Origin of the sequence: Saccharopolyspora indica (assembly GCF_027853965.1) — a bacterium.
Classification (GTDB): Bacteria; Actinomycetota; Actinomycetes; order Mycobacteriales; family Pseudonocardiaceae; genus Saccharopolyspora; species Saccharopolyspora indica.
Map to the genome: position 1 here is coordinate 795,638 of NZ_JAQGLB010000001.1, position 18,836 is coordinate 814,473.

The 18,836-nt window shown below is 70.8% G+C and carries 21 protein-coding genes; 9 read left to right on the forward strand and 12 right to left on the reverse strand.

Features of this window, described 5'->3' with window-relative positions:
• Positions 1 to 59: 59 nt before the first annotated feature.
• From OU416_RS03630 to OU416_RS03645, 4 genes are read right to left on the reverse strand one after another with little or no spacing between them, the layout of a single operon-like run.
• Positions 60 to 635: a 1,2-dihydroxy-3-keto-5-methylthiopentene dioxygenase gene (locus OU416_RS03630; RefSeq protein WP_270925346.1), complete on the reverse strand. Its 576-nt coding sequence runs from the start codon at positions 633 to 635 to the stop codon at positions 60 to 62.
• Entirely contained in the window at positions 632 to 1,258 is a 627-nt protein-coding gene (mtnB, locus tag OU416_RS03635) for a methylthioribulose 1-phosphate dehydratase (protein ID WP_270925347.1), read from the reverse strand. The genes OU416_RS03630 and mtnB overlap by 4 nt, the downstream gene beginning before the upstream one ends.
• A complete protein-coding gene (gene mtnC, locus OU416_RS03640) occupies positions 1,255 to 1,974 on the reverse strand; it encodes an acireductone synthase (protein ID WP_270925348.1) in 720 nt (239 codons plus the stop codon). The genes mtnB and mtnC overlap by 4 nt, the downstream gene beginning before the upstream one ends.
• Complete coding sequence (locus OU416_RS03645; protein WP_270925349.1) at positions 1,971 to 3,005, reverse strand: s-methyl-5-thioribose-1-phosphate isomerase; 1,035 nt, start codon at positions 3,003 to 3,005, stop codon at positions 1,971 to 1,973. The genes mtnC and OU416_RS03645 overlap by 4 nt, the downstream gene beginning before the upstream one ends.
• Before the next feature lie 211 nt (positions 3,006 to 3,216).
• Here OU416_RS03645 and OU416_RS03650 point away from each other — a divergent pair, with 211 nt between their 5' ends.
• Positions 3,217 to 4,017, forward strand: coding sequence for an ABC transporter ATP-binding protein (locus OU416_RS03650; protein ID WP_270925350.1), 801 nt, complete (start codon positions 3,217 to 3,219; stop codon positions 4,015 to 4,017).
• Positions 4,018 to 4,197: 180 nt separating this feature from the next.
• Here OU416_RS03650 and OU416_RS03655 read toward each other — a convergent pair whose 3' ends face one another.
• From OU416_RS03655 to OU416_RS03665, 3 genes are all read right to left on the reverse strand, one after another.
• Positions 4,198 to 4,377: a hypothetical protein gene (locus OU416_RS03655; protein WP_270925351.1), complete on the reverse strand. Its 180-nt coding sequence runs from the start codon at positions 4,375 to 4,377 to the stop codon at positions 4,198 to 4,200.
• A gap of 60 nt (positions 4,378 to 4,437) precedes the next feature.
• Positions 4,438 to 5,223: an SDR family NAD(P)-dependent oxidoreductase gene (locus tag OU416_RS03660; RefSeq protein WP_270925352.1), complete on the reverse strand. Its 786-nt coding sequence runs from the start codon at positions 5,221 to 5,223 to the stop codon at positions 4,438 to 4,440.
• A gap of 368 nt (positions 5,224 to 5,591) precedes the next feature.
• Positions 5,592 to 6,044: a hypothetical protein gene (locus tag OU416_RS03665; protein WP_270925353.1), complete on the reverse strand. Its 453-nt coding sequence runs from the start codon at positions 6,042 to 6,044 to the stop codon at positions 5,592 to 5,594.
• Positions 6,045 to 6,424: 380 nt separating this feature from the next.
• Between OU416_RS03665 and OU416_RS03670 the strand changes: the two genes are divergently transcribed.
• Entirely contained in the window at positions 6,425 to 6,676 is a 252-nt protein-coding gene (locus tag OU416_RS03670) for a helix-turn-helix domain-containing protein (protein WP_270925354.1), read from the forward strand.
• Positions 6,677 to 6,741: 65 nt separating this feature from the next.
• Here OU416_RS03670 and mug read toward each other — a convergent pair whose 3' ends face one another.
• From mug to OU416_RS03685, 3 genes are all read right to left on the reverse strand, one after another.
• Positions 6,742 to 7,332 carry a G/U mismatch-specific DNA glycosylase gene (mug, locus tag OU416_RS03675; protein WP_270925355.1) on the reverse strand — a complete coding sequence of 197 codons (591 nt, stop codon included), beginning with the start codon at positions 7,330 to 7,332 and terminating at the stop codon, positions 6,742 to 6,744.
• A 207-nt stretch (positions 7,333 to 7,539) separates the two neighbouring features.
• Positions 7,540 to 8,622: a coiled-coil domain-containing protein gene (locus OU416_RS03680; protein WP_270925356.1), complete on the reverse strand. Its 1,083-nt coding sequence runs from the start codon at positions 8,620 to 8,622 to the stop codon at positions 7,540 to 7,542.
• Between the two features lie 462 nt (positions 8,623 to 9,084).
• The gene (locus OU416_RS03685; RefSeq protein ID WP_270925357.1) at positions 9,085 to 10,320 is read right to left on the reverse strand and encodes a multidrug effflux MFS transporter; all 1,236 of its coding nucleotides are present in this window, start codon (positions 10,318 to 10,320) and stop codon (positions 9,085 to 9,087) included.
• A 24-nt stretch (positions 10,321 to 10,344) separates the two neighbouring features.
• Here OU416_RS03685 and OU416_RS03690 point away from each other — a divergent pair, with 24 nt between their 5' ends.
• From OU416_RS03690 to OU416_RS03705, 4 genes are read left to right on the forward strand one after another with little or no spacing between them, the layout of a single operon-like run.
• Positions 10,345 to 10,896: a CGNR zinc finger domain-containing protein gene (locus OU416_RS03690; RefSeq protein ID WP_270925358.1), complete on the forward strand. Its 552-nt coding sequence runs from the start codon at positions 10,345 to 10,347 to the stop codon at positions 10,894 to 10,896.
• Positions 10,897 to 10,929: 33 nt separating this feature from the next.
• Positions 10,930 to 11,361, forward strand: coding sequence for a hypothetical protein (locus OU416_RS03695; protein WP_270925359.1), 432 nt, complete (start codon positions 10,930 to 10,932; stop codon positions 11,359 to 11,361).
• A gap of 25 nt (positions 11,362 to 11,386) precedes the next feature.
• Positions 11,387 to 12,292, forward strand: coding sequence for an aminoglycoside phosphotransferase family protein (locus OU416_RS03700; protein ID WP_270925360.1), 906 nt, complete (start codon positions 11,387 to 11,389; stop codon positions 12,290 to 12,292).
• A gap of 47 nt (positions 12,293 to 12,339) precedes the next feature.
• Positions 12,340 to 13,584, forward strand: coding sequence for a tyrosine-type recombinase/integrase (locus OU416_RS03705; protein WP_270925361.1), 1,245 nt, complete (start codon positions 12,340 to 12,342; stop codon positions 13,582 to 13,584).
• A 78-nt stretch (positions 13,585 to 13,662) separates the two neighbouring features.
• Here OU416_RS03705 and OU416_RS03710 read toward each other — a convergent pair whose 3' ends face one another.
• Positions 13,663 to 14,547, reverse strand: a complete 885-nt coding sequence (locus OU416_RS03710; protein WP_270925362.1) for a helix-turn-helix transcriptional regulator — start codon at positions 14,545 to 14,547, stop codon at positions 13,663 to 13,665.
• A 324-nt stretch (positions 14,548 to 14,871) separates the two neighbouring features.
• Between OU416_RS03710 and OU416_RS03715 the strand changes: the two genes are divergently transcribed.
• The 3 genes from OU416_RS03715 to OU416_RS03725 all read left to right on the forward strand — a co-directional run bounded on the left by OU416_RS03715 (position 14,872) and on the right by OU416_RS03725 (position 17,748).
• On the forward strand, positions 14,872 to 15,279 hold the full coding sequence (locus OU416_RS03715) for a RidA family protein (protein ID WP_270925363.1): 408 nt from the start codon (positions 14,872 to 14,874) through the stop codon (positions 15,277 to 15,279).
• Between the two features lie 115 nt (positions 15,280 to 15,394).
• The gene (locus OU416_RS03720) at positions 15,395 to 16,297 is read left to right on the forward strand and encodes an MBL fold metallo-hydrolase (RefSeq protein ID WP_270925364.1); all 903 of its coding nucleotides are present in this window, start codon (positions 15,395 to 15,397) and stop codon (positions 16,295 to 16,297) included.
• Positions 16,298 to 16,311: 14 nt separating this feature from the next.
• Complete coding sequence (locus tag OU416_RS03725) at positions 16,312 to 17,748, forward strand: carboxylesterase/lipase family protein (protein ID WP_270925365.1); 1,437 nt, start codon at positions 16,312 to 16,314, stop codon at positions 17,746 to 17,748.
• A gap of 62 nt (positions 17,749 to 17,810) precedes the next feature.
• Here OU416_RS03725 and OU416_RS03730 read toward each other — a convergent pair whose 3' ends face one another.
• Positions 17,811 to 18,782 (reverse strand): esterase/lipase family protein, encoded by a 972-nt coding sequence (locus tag OU416_RS03730; protein WP_270925366.1) that lies wholly within the window; start codon positions 18,780 to 18,782, stop codon positions 17,811 to 17,813.
• Positions 18,783 to 18,836: the final 54 nt, after the last annotated feature.

Consider the following 18,836-nt stretch of genomic DNA (forward strand, 5'->3'; position numbering starts at 1 on the left):
CGCGCGAGTACACGAACGCCGGGTGCGGAGGAGATCCGCACCCGGCGCCCGGTCGGTGCTCAGCGCGAGGCCATCAGCTCGTCGAAGGACGGGAACCGCTCCGCGGTGTCGGTGTCGCAGAAGTCGCCCACCCAGCCGTCCTCGTCGTGGAAGAAGCGGATCGCCACGAAATCCGGGCGCACCCCCATGTCGAACCAGTGCGTGGTGTTGGCAGGCACGCTCAGCAGATCACCCGCCTCGCACAGCACCCCGTAGACCTTGTCCTCCAGGTGCAGGTAGAACACCCCCGCACCGCGGGCGAAGAACCGGTCCTCGTCATCGTCGTGGGTGTGCTCGGAGAGGAACTTCTCCCGCGCCGCCCTGGCCTGCTCGGCCCACTGCGGATCGTCATCGCGCGGCGCCATCACCGCCGCGTCGACCTTGATGTAGCCCTCGGCGTCGATGACCCGGTCGACCTCCGCGCGGTAGGCCTCCAGCACCTGCTCCGAGCTGGCGCCCGCGGGCAGCTCCTTGAGCTCCCAGCGCTCGAAACGCACCCCGAAGGGCTTGAGCGCGGCGGCGATCTCACCGGGCTCCTCGGTGCGCAGCTCCACAGTGGCGGGATCGGTGTCGGGCCACACGGTCAGCAACGTCATGCCACAACCTCCTGAAATCCGTTCGCGGCCAAGGTGAACCGGAACAACCAGTCCAAGCACTCCGTGCGGTGCCGCGCCTGCACCAGGTCACGACCCCACACGTACAACCCGTGGCGGGCCACGATCACCGCGGGCGTCGCGGCATCGAAGCTCGCCTCGAAGGCATCGCCCAGCACCCGCATGTCCTGGCTGTTGGGCACCACCGGCACCGTCATCACATCGTCGTCGCGACGACCCAGGCCCTTGAGCATCTCCAGATCGCGCAGCACCACACCCTCCGGCCAGCGCTGCCCGGCCACCACCGCCGAGAGCATGTGCACGTGCACCACCGCACCCGCACCGGCCACCGCCGCGATCCGCGCGTGCAACCCGGCCTCGGCCGACGGGCGCTGATCCGGGTTCGGCTGATCGGGCACCGCCGCGCCCGCCTCGTCGACCACCACCACGTCCGAGGCGCTCAGCTCACCCTTGTCCAGCCCGCTGGCGGTCACCGCCAGCCGCAGCGGATCGCGCCCCAGCGTCACCGACAGGTTCCCCGACGTGCCGCGCATCCAGCCCAGCCCCGCCATCCGCGCCGACTCCGCGGCCAGCGCCGCCCCGGCCCGCTCCAGCTCGCCGCTCACACGATCACCTCAAGCTCCACCTCGTCGAAACCCGCCACCACCGGGTGCGCCCCGAAATCGGCGCCGGCGAACGGTTCCCCGTCGCGCGCCAACCCCACCGTCAGCCAGCCCGCCGCCGCGGCGGCATCCAGCTCGGCGGGCACGTCGGAGAAGAACACGACCTCACCCGGCACCGCACCCAGCCGCCCGGCGATCGCCTCGTAGGACGGGCGCTCCCGCTTCGGCCCGGCGTTGACCGTGTCGAAATGACCGGCGAAGAGCTCCCGCAGATCCCCCGCGGTGGTGTTGGAGAACGACGCGACCTGCGCGGCCACCGAACCCGAGGAGAACACCGCCAGCCGCGCGCCCCGGCCCCGCCAGTCCCGCAGCGCCGGAACCACGTCCGGGAAGTAGCCGGTGACCAGCTCGCCCCGCGCGTAACCGTCGGACCAGATCAGGCCCTGCAACGTCTTCAGCGGCGTGGCCTTGCGGTCGGCATCCATCCAGGAGTGCAGCACCGCCACCACCTCAGCGGTACCGGCCCCGGCATCCAGCCCCGCATCGGCCTTGACCTGCTCCACCGCCTCGGCCACCACCGGATCCGAGCCGTGCTCGTCGATCCACGGCCCCAACCGCGGCCGCGCGTAGTCGTAGAGCACCACGTGCACCTGGCTGGTGGCCGTCAGCGTCCCCTCGATGTCCAGCACGACCCACCGGGCCGCGACCTGCACGCTCACCGCGATCCCTCCCCGAAGTAGCCCGCCGCCAGCCGATCCGGGGTGAACGCCCCGCGATCGGTGACCACCGTGGAGACGAACCGCGGCTCGGTCACGTCGAAGGCCGGGTACAGCCCCCGCACCAGATCCGTGGCGCTGCGCCGCCCCAGCGTGTGCAGCACCTCCTCGCCGTCGCGGTACTCGATCGGCACGTCCGCACCGGTCGCCGAATGCGGATCCGGGGCGTGGCACAACGCGTGGAAGGGCACCCCGAAGGCCTGCGCGGCCACCGCGTGCTGCAACGTGCCCACCTTGTTGATCACGTGCCCGTCCATGGTGACCCGGTCGCTGGCGGTCACCAGCGCATCGATCTCCCCAGCGCGCATCAGCGACGCCGGCATCGCATCGGTGACCAGCGTGGTCTCCACGCCCATCTCGGCCAGCGTGTGCGCGGTCAACCGCGCACCCTGCAGGTAAGGGCGGGTCTCGGTGCACACGAACGACGGCTGCTTGTCCTGCTCCAGCAGCGCCTCCACCAGACCCACCAGGTACAGGTCGCCCCAGCAGTGCGTCAGCACTCGGGCACCCCGCGGCAGCAGCTCCGCACCGGCCCGGCCCATCTCCCGGCTGCGACGCCGGTAATCGGCATCACCGGCCAGCGCACCCGCCAGCGCGGCGGCGGCCACATCATCGCCGCCATCGGCCACAGCCGAGAGGACCCACTCCACGGCCTTGCGCGGCTGGTCGTTGGTGGGGCGGGTGGCGATCAGCCGGTCCCCGGCGGCGCGCAGCCGGGCCCGCGCGGTGTCGGGATCGGCGCCCGCGGACTCGCGGGCCGCCAGCACCATGCCCCACAGCACCGCGAAGTACGGGCCCGAGGACTGGGTCACCATGTCCTCGATCGCGACGGCGACCTCGTCAACGGTCCGGGCGTGCACCCATCGGTGCTCGAACGGGAACACCCTGCGGTCCAGGATGTGCACCCCGTCGTCGGCCAGTCGCACGCTGTCGGCCAGCGTCGGGGAGCCGGGGTGCGCGGAAGGTGGCGGCATGAATTCCTCGATGCGAAATGTGTCGTTCTTCGTTGCCGCCAGCGTAGTCAGCACCGCCCGCACCACCGCAAACCAACCCACATCGCGAGAGCCGCCATGACCGGTTGTTAGGGTGCAACCACCGCCTGTTCGGCTGATCCGGACCCGTTGCGCGCAGCCACCCCTCGCGCGCCGTCCGCGCAGCGATTCCCGCACCGGAAGGCAACCTCCGTTGATCGACTCCCGGCCCACCGGCACCGGCCCGGTCCTGCACGCCGACGACGTCGACGTCGTCCGCGACGGCAACCACCTGCTGCGCTCGGTGTCACTGCAGGTCCACCCCGGCCAGCACTGGGCGCTGCTGGGCGCCAACGGCGCGGGCAAGACCACCCTGCTCAACCTGCTCGGCGCCATCAACCACCCCACCCGCGGCAGCGTCACCGTCCTCGGCCACCAGCTGGGCCGCGTCGACATGCGCCAACTGCGCTCCTACGTCGGCCACATCAACCCCCGCCACCCCCTGCGAAGCCCGCTGCAGGTCCGCGACGTGGTGCTCACCGGCGCCACCAACACCACCGAACTCGTCCCGCGCTGGCAACCCAGCCCGCAGCAGGCCGAGCAGGCCGACCGGCTGCTCAGCACCCTCGGCATGAGCGAGAAGGCCCGGGCCCGGTGGGACACCCTCTCGCAGGGGGAGCGGGGCCGCACCCTCATCGCCCGCGCGCTGATGCCCGTGCCCCGCCTGCTGCTGCTGGACGAACCGGCCACCGGGCTCGACCTGGCCGCCCGCGAACAACTGCTGACCAGCCTCGACGACCTGCGCGCCGAACACCCGCAACTGGCCACCGTGCTGGTCACCCACCACCTCGAAGAACTGCCCGCCAGCACCACCCACGCCATGCTGCTGCGCGAAGGCCGGTGCCTGGCCTCCGGCGAGGTCGACGAGGTGATCACCACCGACCACATCAGCAAGTGCTTCAACCACCCGGTGCGCATCACCCGCACCGACGGCCGCTGGCACGCCCGCGCCTGACCCGGGCGCTTTCGCCGGCGTCAGCGCTGGGCGGGACCGTTGGGGCCGGAGACGGCTCCGAGCTGGGCGAGGCCGTCCAGGATGTCGGTGCAGGTCCAGTACTCGACGAACTCGCCGAAGGTTCTGCACCACGCACTATCTGCGTGACGCAGATATGTAAGCCGTAGGGAATGGTTCATATCAAGCCGAACTCGCGCGGAGGCGATCGCGGCGGTCACCGCGGCCGCCCGACGGCACCACGCCGCCTACACCCTGTTCAACCAGGCCCTCGACAGCTTCACCGACGACGAGCTCGCCATCGTCGAGCGGTACCTGGAACGCATCACCGAAGTCGGCAGCGAAGAGACCGAACGCATGCAACGCCGCTGATCCGCGCCGTGCCACCACCCTTTCAGCAGCGGCGGTGGCACGGCGCCCGGCTCACAACGCGTGCCCGCCTGCCACCTGCAAGACCTGCCCGGTGATCCAGCGCGCCTGGTGCGAAGCCAGGAACACCACCGCATCGGCGACGTCCTCGGGCTCACCCACCCGGCCCATCGGCACGATCGCGGTCACCGCATCGATCTCCTCGGCACCGATCCACCCCGTCTGGACCGGCCCCGGCGCGACCGCGTTCACCCGCACACCCCGAGCAGCCAGGTCCAGCGCCATCGACCGGGTCAGCGCCTCCAGCGCCGCCTTCGACGTGCCGTAACCGGTCTGACCGGGAAACGCCCGCGCCGCATCCGTGGTGATGTTGACGACCGACAACCGCGCACCCTCGCGGCGCGACCGCACCACCTCGGTGATCAGCACCGCCGGAGCGATGGCGTTGACCCGGTAGTGCCGCTCCAACGACCCGGCGGTCAGCGAATCGACCGAATCCGGCAACTCGCAGTGCGCCGCGTTGTTGACCAGCACGTCCACCGAACCGGCCCGCTCCACCACAGCCCGCACCAGCCCCCGCGGCCCGTCCGGCTCGGCCAGATCCGCGCTCACCGCGAACGAACCGTTGCCGAGCTCGGCAGCGAACGCGTCGGCCGCGCTGCCCGCGGGCGTGATGTGCGCCCACTCGACGTGTTCAGGCGCAGGGGAGTCCTGCGCGAGGTAGTGCACCGCCACGCGCGCGCCCTCAGCGGCGAACGCGCGGCTGATCGCCGCACCGACATTCCCCGAACCTCCGGTGACCAGCACGGTCCGACCGGCAAGACGGGTATCGACCATCATCGTCCTCCTCGAACAACGGGATGCTCAACCAGCGACCACCCGCCACCGAGGAGGCCCGCGCGCCCCAGCGAACGCACACCGAGAAGTACGGCAGAACACGATCCCGACCCGTCAACGCGCAGCACCCCGCCGGGCAGCACGCCTCGGACGCAGGGCAGGACGAGATCAGAAACGCATGCCCAGCACCCTACCCGGACCCGATCACCTCAGATGACCGGCCAGCAGCATGCAGAACGGGCAGCGGTATCCGGGAGGTTCGTGGTTGTACAGGGATCTCACCTCGAACTGCGGAAATGACAGCGGCCCCGGCACCGGCGCAGGATGCAGGTCTGCGCCAGGGCCGAGGCCACCGCTGTTGACGCTCGGGGTCAGCGCCGCTTCTTCGGCGGGTCCTTGCGCAACAGGTCCGGTCCGATGATCCGCCGCACCACGCGCCGCACCAGGCTGCGCTTCTTCACCGGAGCCGCCGGTGCCTTCGCGGCAGGCCGCGAGGCGGGCTTGGGCTGCGGCGGCGCGACGGCCGGCTGCGGCCCCGTCAACACCGGCGAGGCCGCCGGGGGATCGGGGTTGAGCCGCTTGGCGAACTCGGGCTGCTCATCGCGGATCGCGGGAATGTAGGGCTGGGTGACCTCAACCCGCTCCGGCGCGTCGGCCATCGTGGGTGGGGGAACCGGTCGAGTGGGAACGATCACCTCGTCCAACGGCAGCTGACCGACGATGCGAGTTGTCGGCGGCCCGGCATCCGGACGCGGCGCCTGCTGCGCCGCCGTCGGGAGCACCGGCTGGAACCACGGTCGAGCAATGTCGTCTTGAATAGTCATCCGTATCGACTCTGCGAGGGAGCAAACGGCCAGTGTCACCGGAACGGGGTCTTCCCGTTCCAGCCGATCAGACCCTACCGGTAACGGACAGATAAAGCACACCCCCGTGTTCCCTAGCTCTCCCCGGCGATCACGCCCAGTGCCGACTCCACCATTCAGCGCAATCAACTGCTCCGCCAGATGTGGTGCGTACAGCGGAATCCTGGCTCCACCAGCACAAACGGCCACCGGGCTGCCGCCGATCGTCCACACCGGAGCAACTCGGCTCGCGACCCCGCGCGCCGGTGCGCCTACGGTCGGAGACCGGGAGATCCACTCCGGTAGCGTGTCCGCAGCCGCCCGCTGGCCAGCGCGGGCACGAACGACGAGGAGGAACAGCCATGCCAGAAGGCGGCGACCGCCCAGCGCAGACCGAGCAGGAAACCGAACACCCCCACGACACCGAAGACCTGGTGCGGCTGGTGACCCTCATCCGCACCGAGCAGGGCTGGACGCAGACCAGGCTCGCCGACGCCACCGGCGTCCCCGAATCCGAGATCGCCCGCTTCGAAGCAGCCGAGATCGTGCCCGCCAAACCGATGGCGATGCGGCTGCTCGAAGGAATGGGCAGCATCGAGCCCGGCCTGTTCTGAACTGATCCGCGGGGGAAGGCGGGCCCGCACCGCGCGGATGCGGGCCACCGCCCGGCGCTCGCCGCCTAGCAGGGAGTCTCGTGGTCGCAGCGTTCCGCCAGCGGCTCGGGCAGCGCAGCCTGCCGCAACTGCCGGAACTCCGCGGCCAGCGTGCCCGCCGTCCAGTGCGCGTTGAGACCGCTGGGATTGGGCAGCACCCACACTTGCGCGCCCTCGATCAGCCGGTCCTGACGACCCACCGTCGCCCGCCGCTCACCGAAAGCCACCCGGTACGCGGTGATCCCCACCACCGCCACCCACTGCGGGCGGTACTGCCGCACCTTCGCCGCCAGCGCCACGCCACCGGCCCGCAGCTCGTCGTCGGACAACTCCGCGGCCCGCGCGCTGGCCCGCGCCACGAAGTTCGTGATGCCCAGTCCTAAACCCGGCAGCTCGCCCTGTTCGTGCGGCTCCAGCAGCCGCGGCGTGAACCCGGCGGCGTGCAGCGCGGGCCAGAAGCGATTGCCCGGGCGGGCGAAGTGGTGCCCGGTGGCACCCGACCACAGACCGGGGTTGATCCCGCAGAACAGCACCCGCAGATCGGGGGAGAGGACATCCGGGATCCTCGCCCCCTCCGCCGCGTCCAGTTCCTGCGCACTCGGACGGTTCCCCGACAAGTCCCACCTCCGGTACAGGCACCCGATTCACCCCGGACCTTAGCCGGGCACCCGCAACCATCCGCCCCCAACCCCGAAGCGCACCGGCGACGGCAACCGGGCGGAGGGGAATGCCCCGGGTTCACCCGGTCGCTGGTCCTGACCGTCGGATGATCCGGCCGTTCCCCAGGTCAAGATCGAGCTTCCCAGCCACACCGACCGGTTTCGTCACTGTGACGATCCTGGTTCGTGATCAGCGGCCGGCGTGCCGGTATCCAGCATCGACTCGACATGCCTTCGCAGCGCGGCATCGTCTTCAGCGCTGCCCAGAGCACCGGCGATCCGGCTCCTCAGCTCCGCCAGTTCCCGGCGCGCGGCCGCCTCGGCCTCGCCGCAGCGGGCCACCTCGCTGCGCAGGGAATCGAGCTGGCCGTGCAGCGGCGCCAGGTTGCTGGCGTAGTCGTGCGCGGCTTCGGCGAGCTGATCGGTCAGCTTCGCGATGCGCCGATCAGCGGCATCCTGGACGTTCTGCAGCCGCAGAGCGTGTTCCTCGGCTTGAGCGCGCAGCCGCTGCTCGCCGTTCTCGACCAGGGTGCCGCGCAAATCCTGACGAACTCGTTCCTCCTCGCGACGCAGCTGATCGAGCCGTTCAAGCCCGACAGCACGCTCGTTGGCCAGCGTCGCCTGCAGCTCGGTGATGCGGTCCTGGGCGGCGGTGAGCTGTGCGAGAGCCCGCTGACGGTCACTGCGAGCGTCCTCAGCCGCCTGCTGTGCCTCATCGCGCTCGGCGAATGCCCGATCACGCTCGGATTCCGCCCGGCTGGCCTGTTCCTCGGCGAGCGCTCGTTCCTGCCGGGCTTCCTCGGCCTCGCTCCGCGCCTGCTCAGCCGCCGAAACCGCCTGCTCGCGGGCGGTCTCGGCCGAGCGCGCGGACTGCTCGGCCTGCTGGCGTCCGGTTTCGGCGGCCTCGCGAGCGGCGAGCGCGGAAGCCAGTTCCCCGGCGGTGTGGGCCTGCAGGGCCGCGACCTCCTGGCGCACCGGATCCAGCGCGGAGTGCAGCACGGTCAGACGTTCGTCGAGGGTGTGCACGTCGAAGCGGGTCATCGGCTGATCCGGACCGTAGACCTGCACCCAGATCTCGCGGTGCTCGTCGAGCATCGCGCAGGTGATGGTCTTGGCGCCCCAGTTGCCGTAGCGGTCGGGATCGGCGGGGCAGTAGGGGGTCGGCCGCCCGCCCCGCGGCGGCAACGGCGGCAGCACCTGCCCGCAGTAGGCGCAGAAGGCGTCCTCCCCGGAGGCCAGCGCCCGCAACGTCACCTCCCGCCGCTGCTCCCGGCTGCCCCGGCGTGCAGGGGCAGCCGTCTGAACCTGCCCATCCCCATCTCCCAAGTGCTCCACCTCGACACTCATACAGCTCTGACCTGCACTTTCCTGTCACACCATGTTTCAGTTCCTGAACTCTAACATCAGATAGGAGGTTTTAATTGGAAACTAAGCAGAGTGTCGCAGCCGTTCGACTTCATATAAATAAGGAGGATTATGGATATAAACTCAAACGGTGCGGACGAGCTGTCGAACCCGACATCTCCGCGCTGGCTCAAAGCGCTTGGCGCGAGTGGGTGCCCTCTTGCCCCTGGCCGGATTCCGACCAGGGGCAAGCAGGCTTCGAGCGCCTCCCCGATCCGTCACCGTGACGAAACAACTTCGTATCCCGAGATCCGCAAACAACGCCATCGAAGGGTTCGCCGTGGTCGTCGAACGGATGCCGCAGGCTCAGCGCCGGGCGGCCGGTTCGCCGTGGTCCTCCCACGGCCGGGCGAGGGCGACCAGTGCCAGCGCGGAGAGGACGGCGAAGATCAGCACCACCGCGGCCATGGACATGGCAGTCGTGCTGCCCAGGAGACCCGGCAGCGGTGCGGCCACGGCGCCGAGCACGAACTGGGCGCCGCCGAGCAAACCGGAAGCAGCACCAGGGGCATCGCTGCCGACGGCGAGGACGATGGTGGTCGCCGCGGGCAGCACGATCCCGAACCCGAACGTCACGCCGAACAAGCAGACCCAGGTGACCGTGAACGTACCGGCACCGACGGCGAGCAGGCCCACCAGGACGATCGCGGAGCCCGTCATCACGGCCACGCCGATGACCAGCAGCGCGTTGAGCCGCGCACGGCCGGCCAGCCGTCCGAACAGGGCACCGGCGGCCACCGTGCCGACGGCGTTCGTGGCGAAGACGAAGCCGTAACCGGCGGGGGACAGGCCGTGGACGGTCTGGAAGACGAAGGGCGAACCGCTGATGTAGGCGAACAGCGCAGCCAGACCGCAACCGGTGACCAGCAGATAGCCGATCAGTTCACGGCGCCGCAGCAGACCACCCATCGCCACCACCACGGCCCGCAGGCCACCGGCCCGGCGCTGCTCGGCGGGCAGGGACTCGGGAATCCACGCCCAGACCGCGATCGACAGCAACAACCCGCTCGCGGCCAGTGCGAGGAACACCAGCCGCCAGGAGCCGACGCCCAGAATGAGGCCTCCGAGGACCGGCGCCAGCACCGGCGCGGTCATCGCGATCACGCTCAGCGCCGAGAGCTGGCGAGCTGCACGGGCGCCGGTGAACCGGTCGCTGATGACGGCCCGGCCGATGACCAGCCCCGCACTGCCTGCGATTCCCTGCAGCAGACGGGCGAGGTTGAACACCGCGATGGACGGTGCGAGCGCGCAGACCAACGACAGCGCCGTGAACAGGATCGAACCGATCAGAAGCAAGCGCCGTCGGCCCATCGCATCGCTGAGCGGGCCGAGAACGATCTGACCGATGGCCAGCCCGACGAGGCACGCCGTCAGCGACAGCTGGACGGCGGTTCCCGAGGTGCCGAACGAGACGAGGATCTGCGGAAAGCCGGGGGCGTACATGTCGGTGGCGAACGGCGATGCGGCCGAGAGGCCGCCGAGGGCGAGGACGAGCCGCCGGGTTCCGGTCCGCGACGTCGCGGAATCGAGGCTGGCGTTCATCGGGCACCGACGATCGTGTTGGGCATGCCTGCACTCTGCTGTAATAGGCTTGTGCCAGAAAACCATTACTACCGGGATGCTCTGCGTCTCGCGGCCGATCTCGTGAACCGTCCGGCGCTGAGCCCGGAGGACCTGGCCGACCGGTGGAACGAATTCGGTCTTGGCAGCCACGTCACGGCGTGCGAGGCCGATCTGGAGGAGATCTCGCGCTTCACGCGGCGGTGGACCGCCGTGATCGACGCGCGGACCGAAGAAGAACGTGTCGCCCTGCTCAACGACCTGCTCGCGGAAGCGGCCGCCTATCCGCGGATCACCGACCACGACGGTTCGGGCTGGCACCTGCACTACCGCGACGACGACGTCGCACTGGCGACGACGATCCGCGCCGTGACAACGGTGGCCGCGGCCAAGCACCTCACCGAGCACGGCATGCACCGCCTCGGCCGCTGCGCGCTCGCCGAATGCGCGCAGGCGTTCGTCGACCTCACCAGAAGCGGCCGACAGCGCTACTGCACCCGGGTGTGCGCCAACAGGGATGCCGTGCGGCGACATCGCGCCCGCCAGTACGGATCGTGAGCCTTCGGTGACCTTGGCGGTTCTCACCGCCGAATGACAGGCGTTCTCGAAACGCACCTGCAAGAGCACTCGGGCGATCCCGCACCTACCGGGCCGCGGTCGACTCCGGTCACCCCTGGTATCGGCCGCAGGCCGCAGCGCCCATCCCGGCACACCCGACCCGGCCGGCCTGGCTCTGTCCCCATTGGACGAACCGGCGCCGCCCTGCTGGCTGCCCCGGTCCGCACCGGCGTCGACCACCACCACGCCGGAGACCTGGCCACCGTCCGCGACGAACTGCGCACCAAGGCCACACGATCCTGGACGCCGTCGCGAGCCCAGCAGCGCGGCGCCGACATCGGCGCCCGGCTGGGCAAGGACGGCGACACCGACCAGGCCGTGCGGTACCTGCAGCAGTCGCACGACACCGGCGAGGCAACCTTCGGTCCGCAGGCCGGAGAACTGCTGGCGCAGCTGAGCCGGTGATCGCGGTCCTAGTACGTTGCTGGGCATGACCCGCACCAAGACCGAGATCACCGCGGAGCTGATCCGCGACCTGCTGCGCGATCAGCATCCCGATCTCGCCGATCTGCCGGTGGAGCTCGGGGCGCGGGGCTGGGACAACCAGCTGTGGCGCCTCGGCGACGATCTCGCGGTCCGGCTGCCCTGGGCCACGGAGTCCGCCGACGTCCTGCTGCGCAAGGAACACACCTGGGTGCCCGCACTCGCCCCGCAGCTGCCGCTGCCGGTTCCCGTCCCGCAGCGGCTGGGGGAACCCTCCGGACTGTTTCCCCGGCCGTGGATCGTCACCACCTGGGTACCGGGCGAGCCGGCCGACCGGGCTCCGGTCACCCGCATTGAGGACGCCGCCGAGTCTCTGGCCGCTTTCCTGACGGCGCTGCACCGCACCGCTCCTGAGGAGGCGCCCACCGGCCGCGGTCGTGGTGGACCGCTGGCCGAAGCGGCCGGGTGGGTCTCCGAACAACTCGCCTCGGCCACCGAACTCGGTCTGGTCTCCGACCCGGACGCGGTCCGCGCGGTGTGGGAGGACGCCCTGGCCGCGCCGGTCTGGACAGGACCGGCCCGGTGGCTCCACGGCGACCTGCACCCGGCCAACGTCCTCACCGACAACGGCACCATTTGCGGTGTGATCGACTTCGGTGATCTCTGCGCAGGCGACCCGGCCCACGACCTGTCCGCCGCGTGGATCCTGCTGCCCGACGGCGGAGCCGAGCACTTCCACCGCTCCTACCGGCCCACCGCGGATGCCGCGATGCTGCGCCGTGCCCGCGGCTGCGCGGTGATCAAAGCCCTGATGCTCATGCACGTCGGAGATGCCGGGGTGCACGGCCGTCCTGGTGGAAAGGCCACCTGGGGTCCACCCGCCCACGATGCGCTGCGACGGCTCACGTCCTGACTCCCGAACCGCCCGGCTCCGACCCCGCTGGCGGCCGGAGCCGGGCGGTGCCCGATCATGAAACCGCCGCGGACGCCGGGCGCGGCAGGGGAGAGGAGGTGCTCGTGACCAAGGCGATCGCCCCGCTGGAGGAGGAGCTGCGCAAGTCCGGCCAGGAGCGGTTCGCGGAGTTCCTGCGCATCTACGCGTCGCTGAACACCCGCCTGGCCTACGCCACCGACCTCGGGATCCCGCTGGACTGGGTCCCCGGTTACCGGCCACCGGATCCCACGCGGCGCCGGGGCCGCGCTCGCCGAAGCCAGCCCACCGGCCTGGAATGGCTGCCGTGGTGCCTGCGCAACGGGTTCACCTCCTTCGCCGAGATCCGCGTCGAGCACGTCGAGCGCTGGCTCGGCGAACTGACCGCCGCCGGCTACCGCGACGCCACCCGGGCGCGGATGCTCTCAGCGGTGTCGGCGTTCTACCGCAAGTACCTGCTGCGGGAAGGCCTCGCCGAGCACAACCCGGTGGCCCTGGTCGACCGCTCCGCCCAGCACCTCAACCGCCCCGCCGGAACCCCGTCGAGCACCGTGCTGTGGTCCTTCGAGGCCTGCCGCGCGCTGCTGCTGGCCTCCTACCTGCTCGTCGACCGCCACCGCCACGGACTCCGCGACCGCGCGATGGTCGAGATCCTCATCGGCACCGGGGTGCGCGCGGAGGAACTGGTGGGCATCGACATCGACGACTACCACCGGCCGGAACCCGGCGGGCCGGCCGCCCAGCGGGTGCACGGCAAAGGGGCCAAGGACCGGCGCGTGGCGCTGGCGCCGCCGGTCGCCGACGCCGTCGAGGCCTACCTCGCCGAGCGCCGTCCCGCCGCAGTGCCCGCGCGCACCGGCCAGGTCGGCACCCGGCCCCGCGAGCCGCTGTTCATCACCCGCACCGGGGCCCGGGTGCACGTCTCCCACGTGCAAGCCGTGCTGCGGCGGCTGTGCGCCACGTTCGCCCCGCCCGCCGACGCCCCACCGCCCCGGGCGCGCTGGCTGCGGGACCTGCTCGCCACCGAGCAGGCCGCGTTCATCGCGCTGCACCTCGAACCGCTGCGCGAGACGATCCACCCGCATTCGGCACGCCACTCCTACGCCACCCACGCCAAGAACCGGGGCGCCGAAGCCCGCCAGGTCCAGCGCGACCTGGGCCACGCCTCCCTGACCACCACGGAGGGCTACCTGCACGACGCGGAGAACCTCGCCCTCTCCGCCGCCCACGACCTCTCCCCAGCGCTGCACCGCGGCTGGCTCGCCTCGCGCTGACACCGGAAGAGCCCAGTCTGTCCCGGCACTGGACCAGAGAGGTTGCAGCGCCACGGCGAGCTGTGGGTCTACTCGAGCTCACGTAAGCGTCTGCTGGATCTCGTTGTCACCGGCGGGCTTCGCGGTCAGCTGGGCCAGCAGTTCCAGGGTGTCGGCGGAGCTGGAGCCTTCCTCGGCCGTGACCACCACGATGGACTGGTCCGGTGCTCGGGGGATCTGGAGGCCCTGCTGGGTGATGGTCAGGTCGCCGACCAGCGGGTGGCGCAGCCGGAAGGCGTCGCCCTGGCAGGGTTTGACCCGGTGGTCGCCCCACAACGCGACGAACTCCGGGCACTTCACCGACAGCTCGCCGACCAGCGACGCCAGCAGCGCGTCATCGGGGTGGCGGCCCGCCGCCAGGCGGAGGCTGGCCACCAGGCCGCGCGCCTTGCGCTCCCAGTCCACGTAGAGCTCGCGGGTGTGCGGGTCCAGGAACAGCATCCGGGCCAGGTTCGGTCGCTCGCCGGGACGTTCCGGTGCCGTCGGGTCGATGTGCCCGGCGAGCAGGGCATGTCCCCGGGCAGTCCACGCCAGCACGTCCGATCGCCTGCCGACCAGCAGCGCGGGCATGTCCTTCAACGACTGCAGCAGCTCGCGGGTGAGCCCGTCGACGCGTTCGGCTGGTGGGCGTTTCTGCCGGTGGTGGCGCTGAACCGCGAGTTCCCGCAGGTGGGCGCGTTCGTGATCGTCCAGGCGCAGTGCGGTGGCCAGTGCGTCGAGCACACCGTCGGAGGCGTTAACCGACTGGTGCTGCTCCAGCCGGGTGTAGTAGGAGACGCTGACCCCGGCCAGCTGCGCGAGTTCCTCGCGGCGCAGCCCGGCGACCCGGCGGTGACCGGGCGGGGTGATCAGCCCGACGTCCTCGGGCCGCAGCCGCGCCCGCCGTGCCCGCAGGAACTCGCCGAGGAGCCCAGAACCGCTCATGGCTGTCCCGCCTCTCCGCGATTCACAGCGGTGGTCGCGCCCGGGATCCATCTCGCGTTTCGCGGTTCCCGTGGCTGGTTCGCGTCACGTTCCCCTGAGGTGCGGTCGAGTGGTGCTCGTGACCGTGGCGCAGAGCTGCTCATGCTCACACTATGCCTTCCGCGCCGGTGGTGAACCTGACCCCGTCAGTGGTAGGCACGGCTTGAGCTGCGCGGTCACCTCGAGGTTCCCCAGTCACCGAAAAGTGCGTTCTTCCACGTCAGAGCACGCTCTCCTACGGTGTTCCAGTAACCGTCGGAGAGCACCACGAGGAGTACGCGCAGCATGCCCATCACCTTGGTCAATCCCAACGGGCTCCCGGAGGTCGACGCCTACAAGCAGGTGTCGGTCGCGACGGGATCGAAGCTGGTCTTCATCGCCGGGCAGGTCGCATGGGACGCCGACGGTGCCACGGTCGGCGAGGGTGATCTGGCCGCGCAGGTCGAGCAGTGCTACCTCAACGTCGCCACCGCCCTGGCCGGAGTCGGCGCGTCCTTCCACGACGTGGCCAAGCTGACCGTGCACGTCGTGGACTGGACTCCGGAGAAGATGCCCCAGTTCCTCGACGGTGTCTCCCGGGCCGCCGCGAAGCTGGGCAGCACCCCGGTCCCACCGGGCACGCTGCTCGGAGCAGCGGCCCTGGACGTCCCCGAGCACCTCGTCGAGGTCGAGGCCATCGCGGTCCTCGGCTGAAAGCCGCTCCGGTCGTGCCTGCCACTGGCAGTGGTACGCACGACCGGGGCTGGTTCACCGGTGACCGCGGCGCGCAGGCTGGAGGAGATCCCCGACGAGAACCTCCGGAGCAGCCATGCGTGAAATCGTGCTGGGTGATGTCACGGTCACCCGTGTCGTCGAGTACTACGGGCCGGTCGGGCTCTCGCCCGGCCAGTTCTTCCCCGACCTGCCCGCGCAGAGCTGGCGGGACCACGAGTCGTGGCTGGCGCCGGACTTCGTCGATCCCGCCGCCGACGTGTGCGTGTGCGCCGTCCAGACCTGGCTGCTGCGCAGCGAGGGCAGGACGATCCTGGTCGACACCGGCGTCGGCAACCACAAGGAACGGCCCAACGCACCGGTCTGGCACCAGCTCGACACCGACTTCCTCGGCGACCTCGCTCGCGCCGGGGTGCGGCCCGAGGACGTCGACCTGGTGGTCAACACCCACCTGCACGTCGACCACGTCGGCTGGAACACCCGGCTGCAGGACGGCGAGTGGGTGCCGACCTTCCCCAACGCCACCTACCTGATGGCGCGCGCGGACTTCGACTTCTGGAACCCCGCCGACGGCCACGACCCGGCCCTGGGCAGCGGCAACGAGAACGTCTTCGCCGACAGCGTCGCCCCGGTGCACCGAGCGGGCCAGACCCTGCTGTGGGAGGACGAGCACGTCATCGACGGCAACCTGCGGCTGGTCCCAGCGCCGGGGCACACCCCCGGATCGTCGGTGCTGAGCCTGGATTCGGGCACCGACCGGGCGCTGTTCGTCGGGGACCTGATGCACACCGCGGCGCAGTTCGTCGAACCCGAGGCCAACAGCTGCTTCTGCGAGGACCCGGCCGCGGCCAGGGCCACCCGCCGCAGGCTGTTGGAGCAGGCCGCCGACACCAAAAGCCTGGTGGTGCCCGCGCACCTCGGCGGGCACGGCGCGGCCGAAGTGGCGCGCGACGGCGAGAAGTTCGCCGTCCAGGCCTGGGCACCGTTCGACCGGATCTGACAGGAGGACCACCCGTGTCCGAGTCCTTCGCGACCACCACCGCCGGAGCGGTCCGCGGCAGCACCCGCGGCGGTGTGCGGCGCTTCCTCGACATCCCCTACGCCACCCCGCCCGGCCGGTTCGCCGCCCCGGTCCCGCATCCGGGCTGGGCAGGGGTCCGCGACGCCACCCGGCCCGGGCCGACCGCGCCGCAGCCGAGCCGGGACGGGTTCGCGGCGCTGGACATGACACCGTTCTTCGGCCCCGGATGGGTCCGCGGCGAGGATTTCCTCACCGCCAACGTCTGGGCCCCGCAGGACGCCCGGCGCCGACCGGTGATGGTGTTCGTGCACGGCGGCGGATTCATCTCCGGCTCGGCCCGTTCACCGCTCTACGACGGCACCGCTTTCGCCCGCGACGGCGTGGTGCTGGTGACGCTCAACTACCGGTTGGGCATCACCGGTTTCCTCGACGTGCCCGGTGCTGTGCGCAACCGCGGACTGCTCGACGTCATCGCGGCCCTGCGGTGGGTGCAGGACAACGTCGACGCTTTCGGTGGCGATCCCGGCAACGTCACGCTGTTCGGCCAGTCCGCAGGTGCCACGCTGGTCTCCGCGCTGCTGGCCGCACCCGAGGCGAGAGGGCTGTTCCACCGCGCGATCGTGCAGAGCGGCAACGCACTCGGCGCGTTCTCACCAGAGCAGGCCGCGGTGGTGACCCGTGCCGCGGCTACCGCCCTCGGCGTCGAACCGAGCCTGGCCGGGTTCGATTCCGTGCCCGACGAACGGCTGGTGGAGATCATGCCCGGGCTCACCGGCCTGGATCTGCAGACCGCGGGGGAGTTCGACCCGCTCGTCGGGCTCACCCCGTTCGACGTGGTGCTGGAGCGCCAGCCCGCCGACAGCGACCTGGCCGCGGTGGACCTGCTCGTGGGCTCCAACGCCGAGGAGGGCAACCTCTACCTCGCGCCGCAGGGCGATCTGATGGCCTCGACCACCGATGACCTCCGCGAACTGGCCGCCCGGGTGCACCGCGACCCCGAAGCGCTGATCGCGGCCTACCGCGCGCAGCGGCCGGGTGCTGGTCACGGTGAACTGCGGTCGGCGATCCTCGGCGACGCCATGTTCACCGCAGGAGGGCGCAGGCTGGCCGAAGCCCACGGCAACGCGCACGTCTACGAGTTCGCCTGGCGTTCGTCCGCTGTGGACGGTCAGCTCGGCGCTGCGCACTCCGTCGAGCTCCCGTTCGTCTTCGGTCTGCTCGACCTGCCGGTGTTGCGCGGCCCGCAGGCGCTGCTCGGTCAGGACGAGCCACCGGTGGCCTTGGCGAAGGAGATGCACGGGGCGTGGGTCTCCTTCGCGGCCACCGGTGATCCCGGCTGGCCCCGGTTCGGCTCGCGCGGCCGGATTCGGCGTTTCGACGCGGTTTCGGAGACCACCACAGCTCGTGATCTGTCCATGTGGCGACCCTGATCGTCTTCGTCACGGTGACGAAACAGCCTGTGGTGGGGGAACTCCCGCGCCACAGGCCATTGTCAGCGGGGGAGGTCGTCGCCCTTGTAGGTGGCGGCCTTGAAGGCGACCTTCAGCGGGGACCAGCCGTCCTTGGTGGTGTAAGGGCCACCGTCGGCGCCGTGGTGCCAGTAGCGCAGGCAGAAACCGCCTGCGCCGGTGAGCTGGCGCAGGTTGCCGTGGCTGACGTTCGGGTCCGAGCAGCCGGAGATGAAGGTCTCGTCGTAGCCGTACTTCTGGTGCGCGAAGTAGCCCTTGTCGATGCCGGAGTAGTACGAGACCGTCTCGTCCTCGATCGAGCCCACGAGGCTCCAGTCGATCCCGGCGGCCCACGGATCGTCCAGTCCGCGGTCACCTCGGCCCGGCGCGGACTCGTGCAGCTTCTCGATGAACCCGGAACCGCCTTCGTCCTTCGGGGTCATCTGGTTCCACTGCCGGGTGCACTTGTCGTTCGGGTCCGCGTCGGGGTTGCCGCACCCGTTGATCAGGCCCTGGTGCGGGGTGCCGAGGGTGACGACGTCCTCCACCGCCACCTTCGGCGGGAAGCCGCTCCAGCCCTCGCGCGTGCCCAGCACCGCGACGCGGGTGATCAGGCCGCCCATCGAGTGCGCGACGATGTCGACCTCCTCGCCCTTGCTGGTGTACTTCTCGTAGATGTGGTTGGCGAAGTCCTTGGCGATGTCCTGGATGGGGCGCTCGCGGGTGGCCTTGCCATCGCCGATCACGTCGTCGCAGTAGTCCGCGTCGCCCGCGTAGTAGCCGATCGTGCGCATGGTGGAACGGTCCCGGCCGCCCGCGTCCTGGTAGTAGGCCAGCGCTTCGTCCCAGGTCGTGACGTTGCACTTGGTGGGCGGATCCGGGTTGTAGCCGTGCACCAGCAGCATCGTCTTCGGCTTGGCCGCCGGTGCTGCCGCCTGGACCGCCACCGGTGCGCTGAGGGCGAGCCCCGCGGCGGCGATCACGGCGGCCACTGCGCGCCATCGTCGGTTGATCATCGAGCGCTCCCGTCGGTCGGCCTCAGCGGATCCCGGGCAGGGCGCACCTGGCCG

What these genes read in the sequence shown, in the direction of transcription:
- OU416_RS03630 (WP_270925346.1), bottom strand. Translation starts at nt 635, where the DNA reads ATGACGTTGCTGACCGTGTGGCCCGACACCGATCCCGCCACTGTGGAG.
- OU416_RS03645 (WP_270925349.1), bottom strand. Translation starts at nt 3,005, where the DNA reads ATGCCGCCACCTTCCGCGCACCCCGGCTCCCCGACGCTGGCCGACAGC.
- OU416_RS03660 (WP_270925352.1), bottom strand. Translation starts at nt 5,223, where the DNA reads ATGATGGTCGATACCCGTCTTGCCGGTCGGACCGTGCTGGTCACCGGA.
- OU416_RS03665 (WP_270925353.1), bottom strand. Translation starts at nt 6,044, where the DNA reads ATGACTATTCAAGACGACATTGCTCGACCGTGGTTCCAGCCGGTGCTC.
- OU416_RS03670 (WP_270925354.1), top strand. Translation starts at nt 6,425, where the DNA reads ATGCCAGAAGGCGGCGACCGCCCAGCGCAGACCGAGCAGGAAACCGAA.
- OU416_RS03685 (WP_270925357.1), bottom strand. Translation starts at nt 10,320, where the DNA reads ATGAACGCCAGCCTCGATTCCGCGACGTCGCGGACCGGAACCCGGCGG.
- OU416_RS03690 (WP_270925358.1), top strand. Translation starts at nt 10,345, where the DNA reads ATGCCTGCACTCTGCTGTAATAGGCTTGTGCCAGAAAACCATTACTAC.
- OU416_RS03695 (WP_270925359.1), top strand. Translation starts at nt 10,930, where the DNA reads ATGACAGGCGTTCTCGAAACGCACCTGCAAGAGCACTCGGGCGATCCC.
- OU416_RS03700 (WP_270925360.1), top strand. Translation starts at nt 11,387, where the DNA reads ATGACCCGCACCAAGACCGAGATCACCGCGGAGCTGATCCGCGACCTG.
- OU416_RS03710 (WP_270925362.1), bottom strand. Translation starts at nt 14,547, where the DNA reads ATGAGCGGTTCTGGGCTCCTCGGCGAGTTCCTGCGGGCACGGCGGGCG.
- OU416_RS03715 (WP_270925363.1), top strand. Translation starts at nt 14,872, where the DNA reads ATGCCCATCACCTTGGTCAATCCCAACGGGCTCCCGGAGGTCGACGCC.
- OU416_RS03720 (WP_270925364.1), top strand. Translation starts at nt 15,395, where the DNA reads ATGCGTGAAATCGTGCTGGGTGATGTCACGGTCACCCGTGTCGTCGAG.
- OU416_RS03730 (WP_270925366.1), bottom strand. Translation starts at nt 18,782, where the DNA reads ATGATCAACCGACGATGGCGCGCAGTGGCCGCCGTGATCGCCGCCGCG.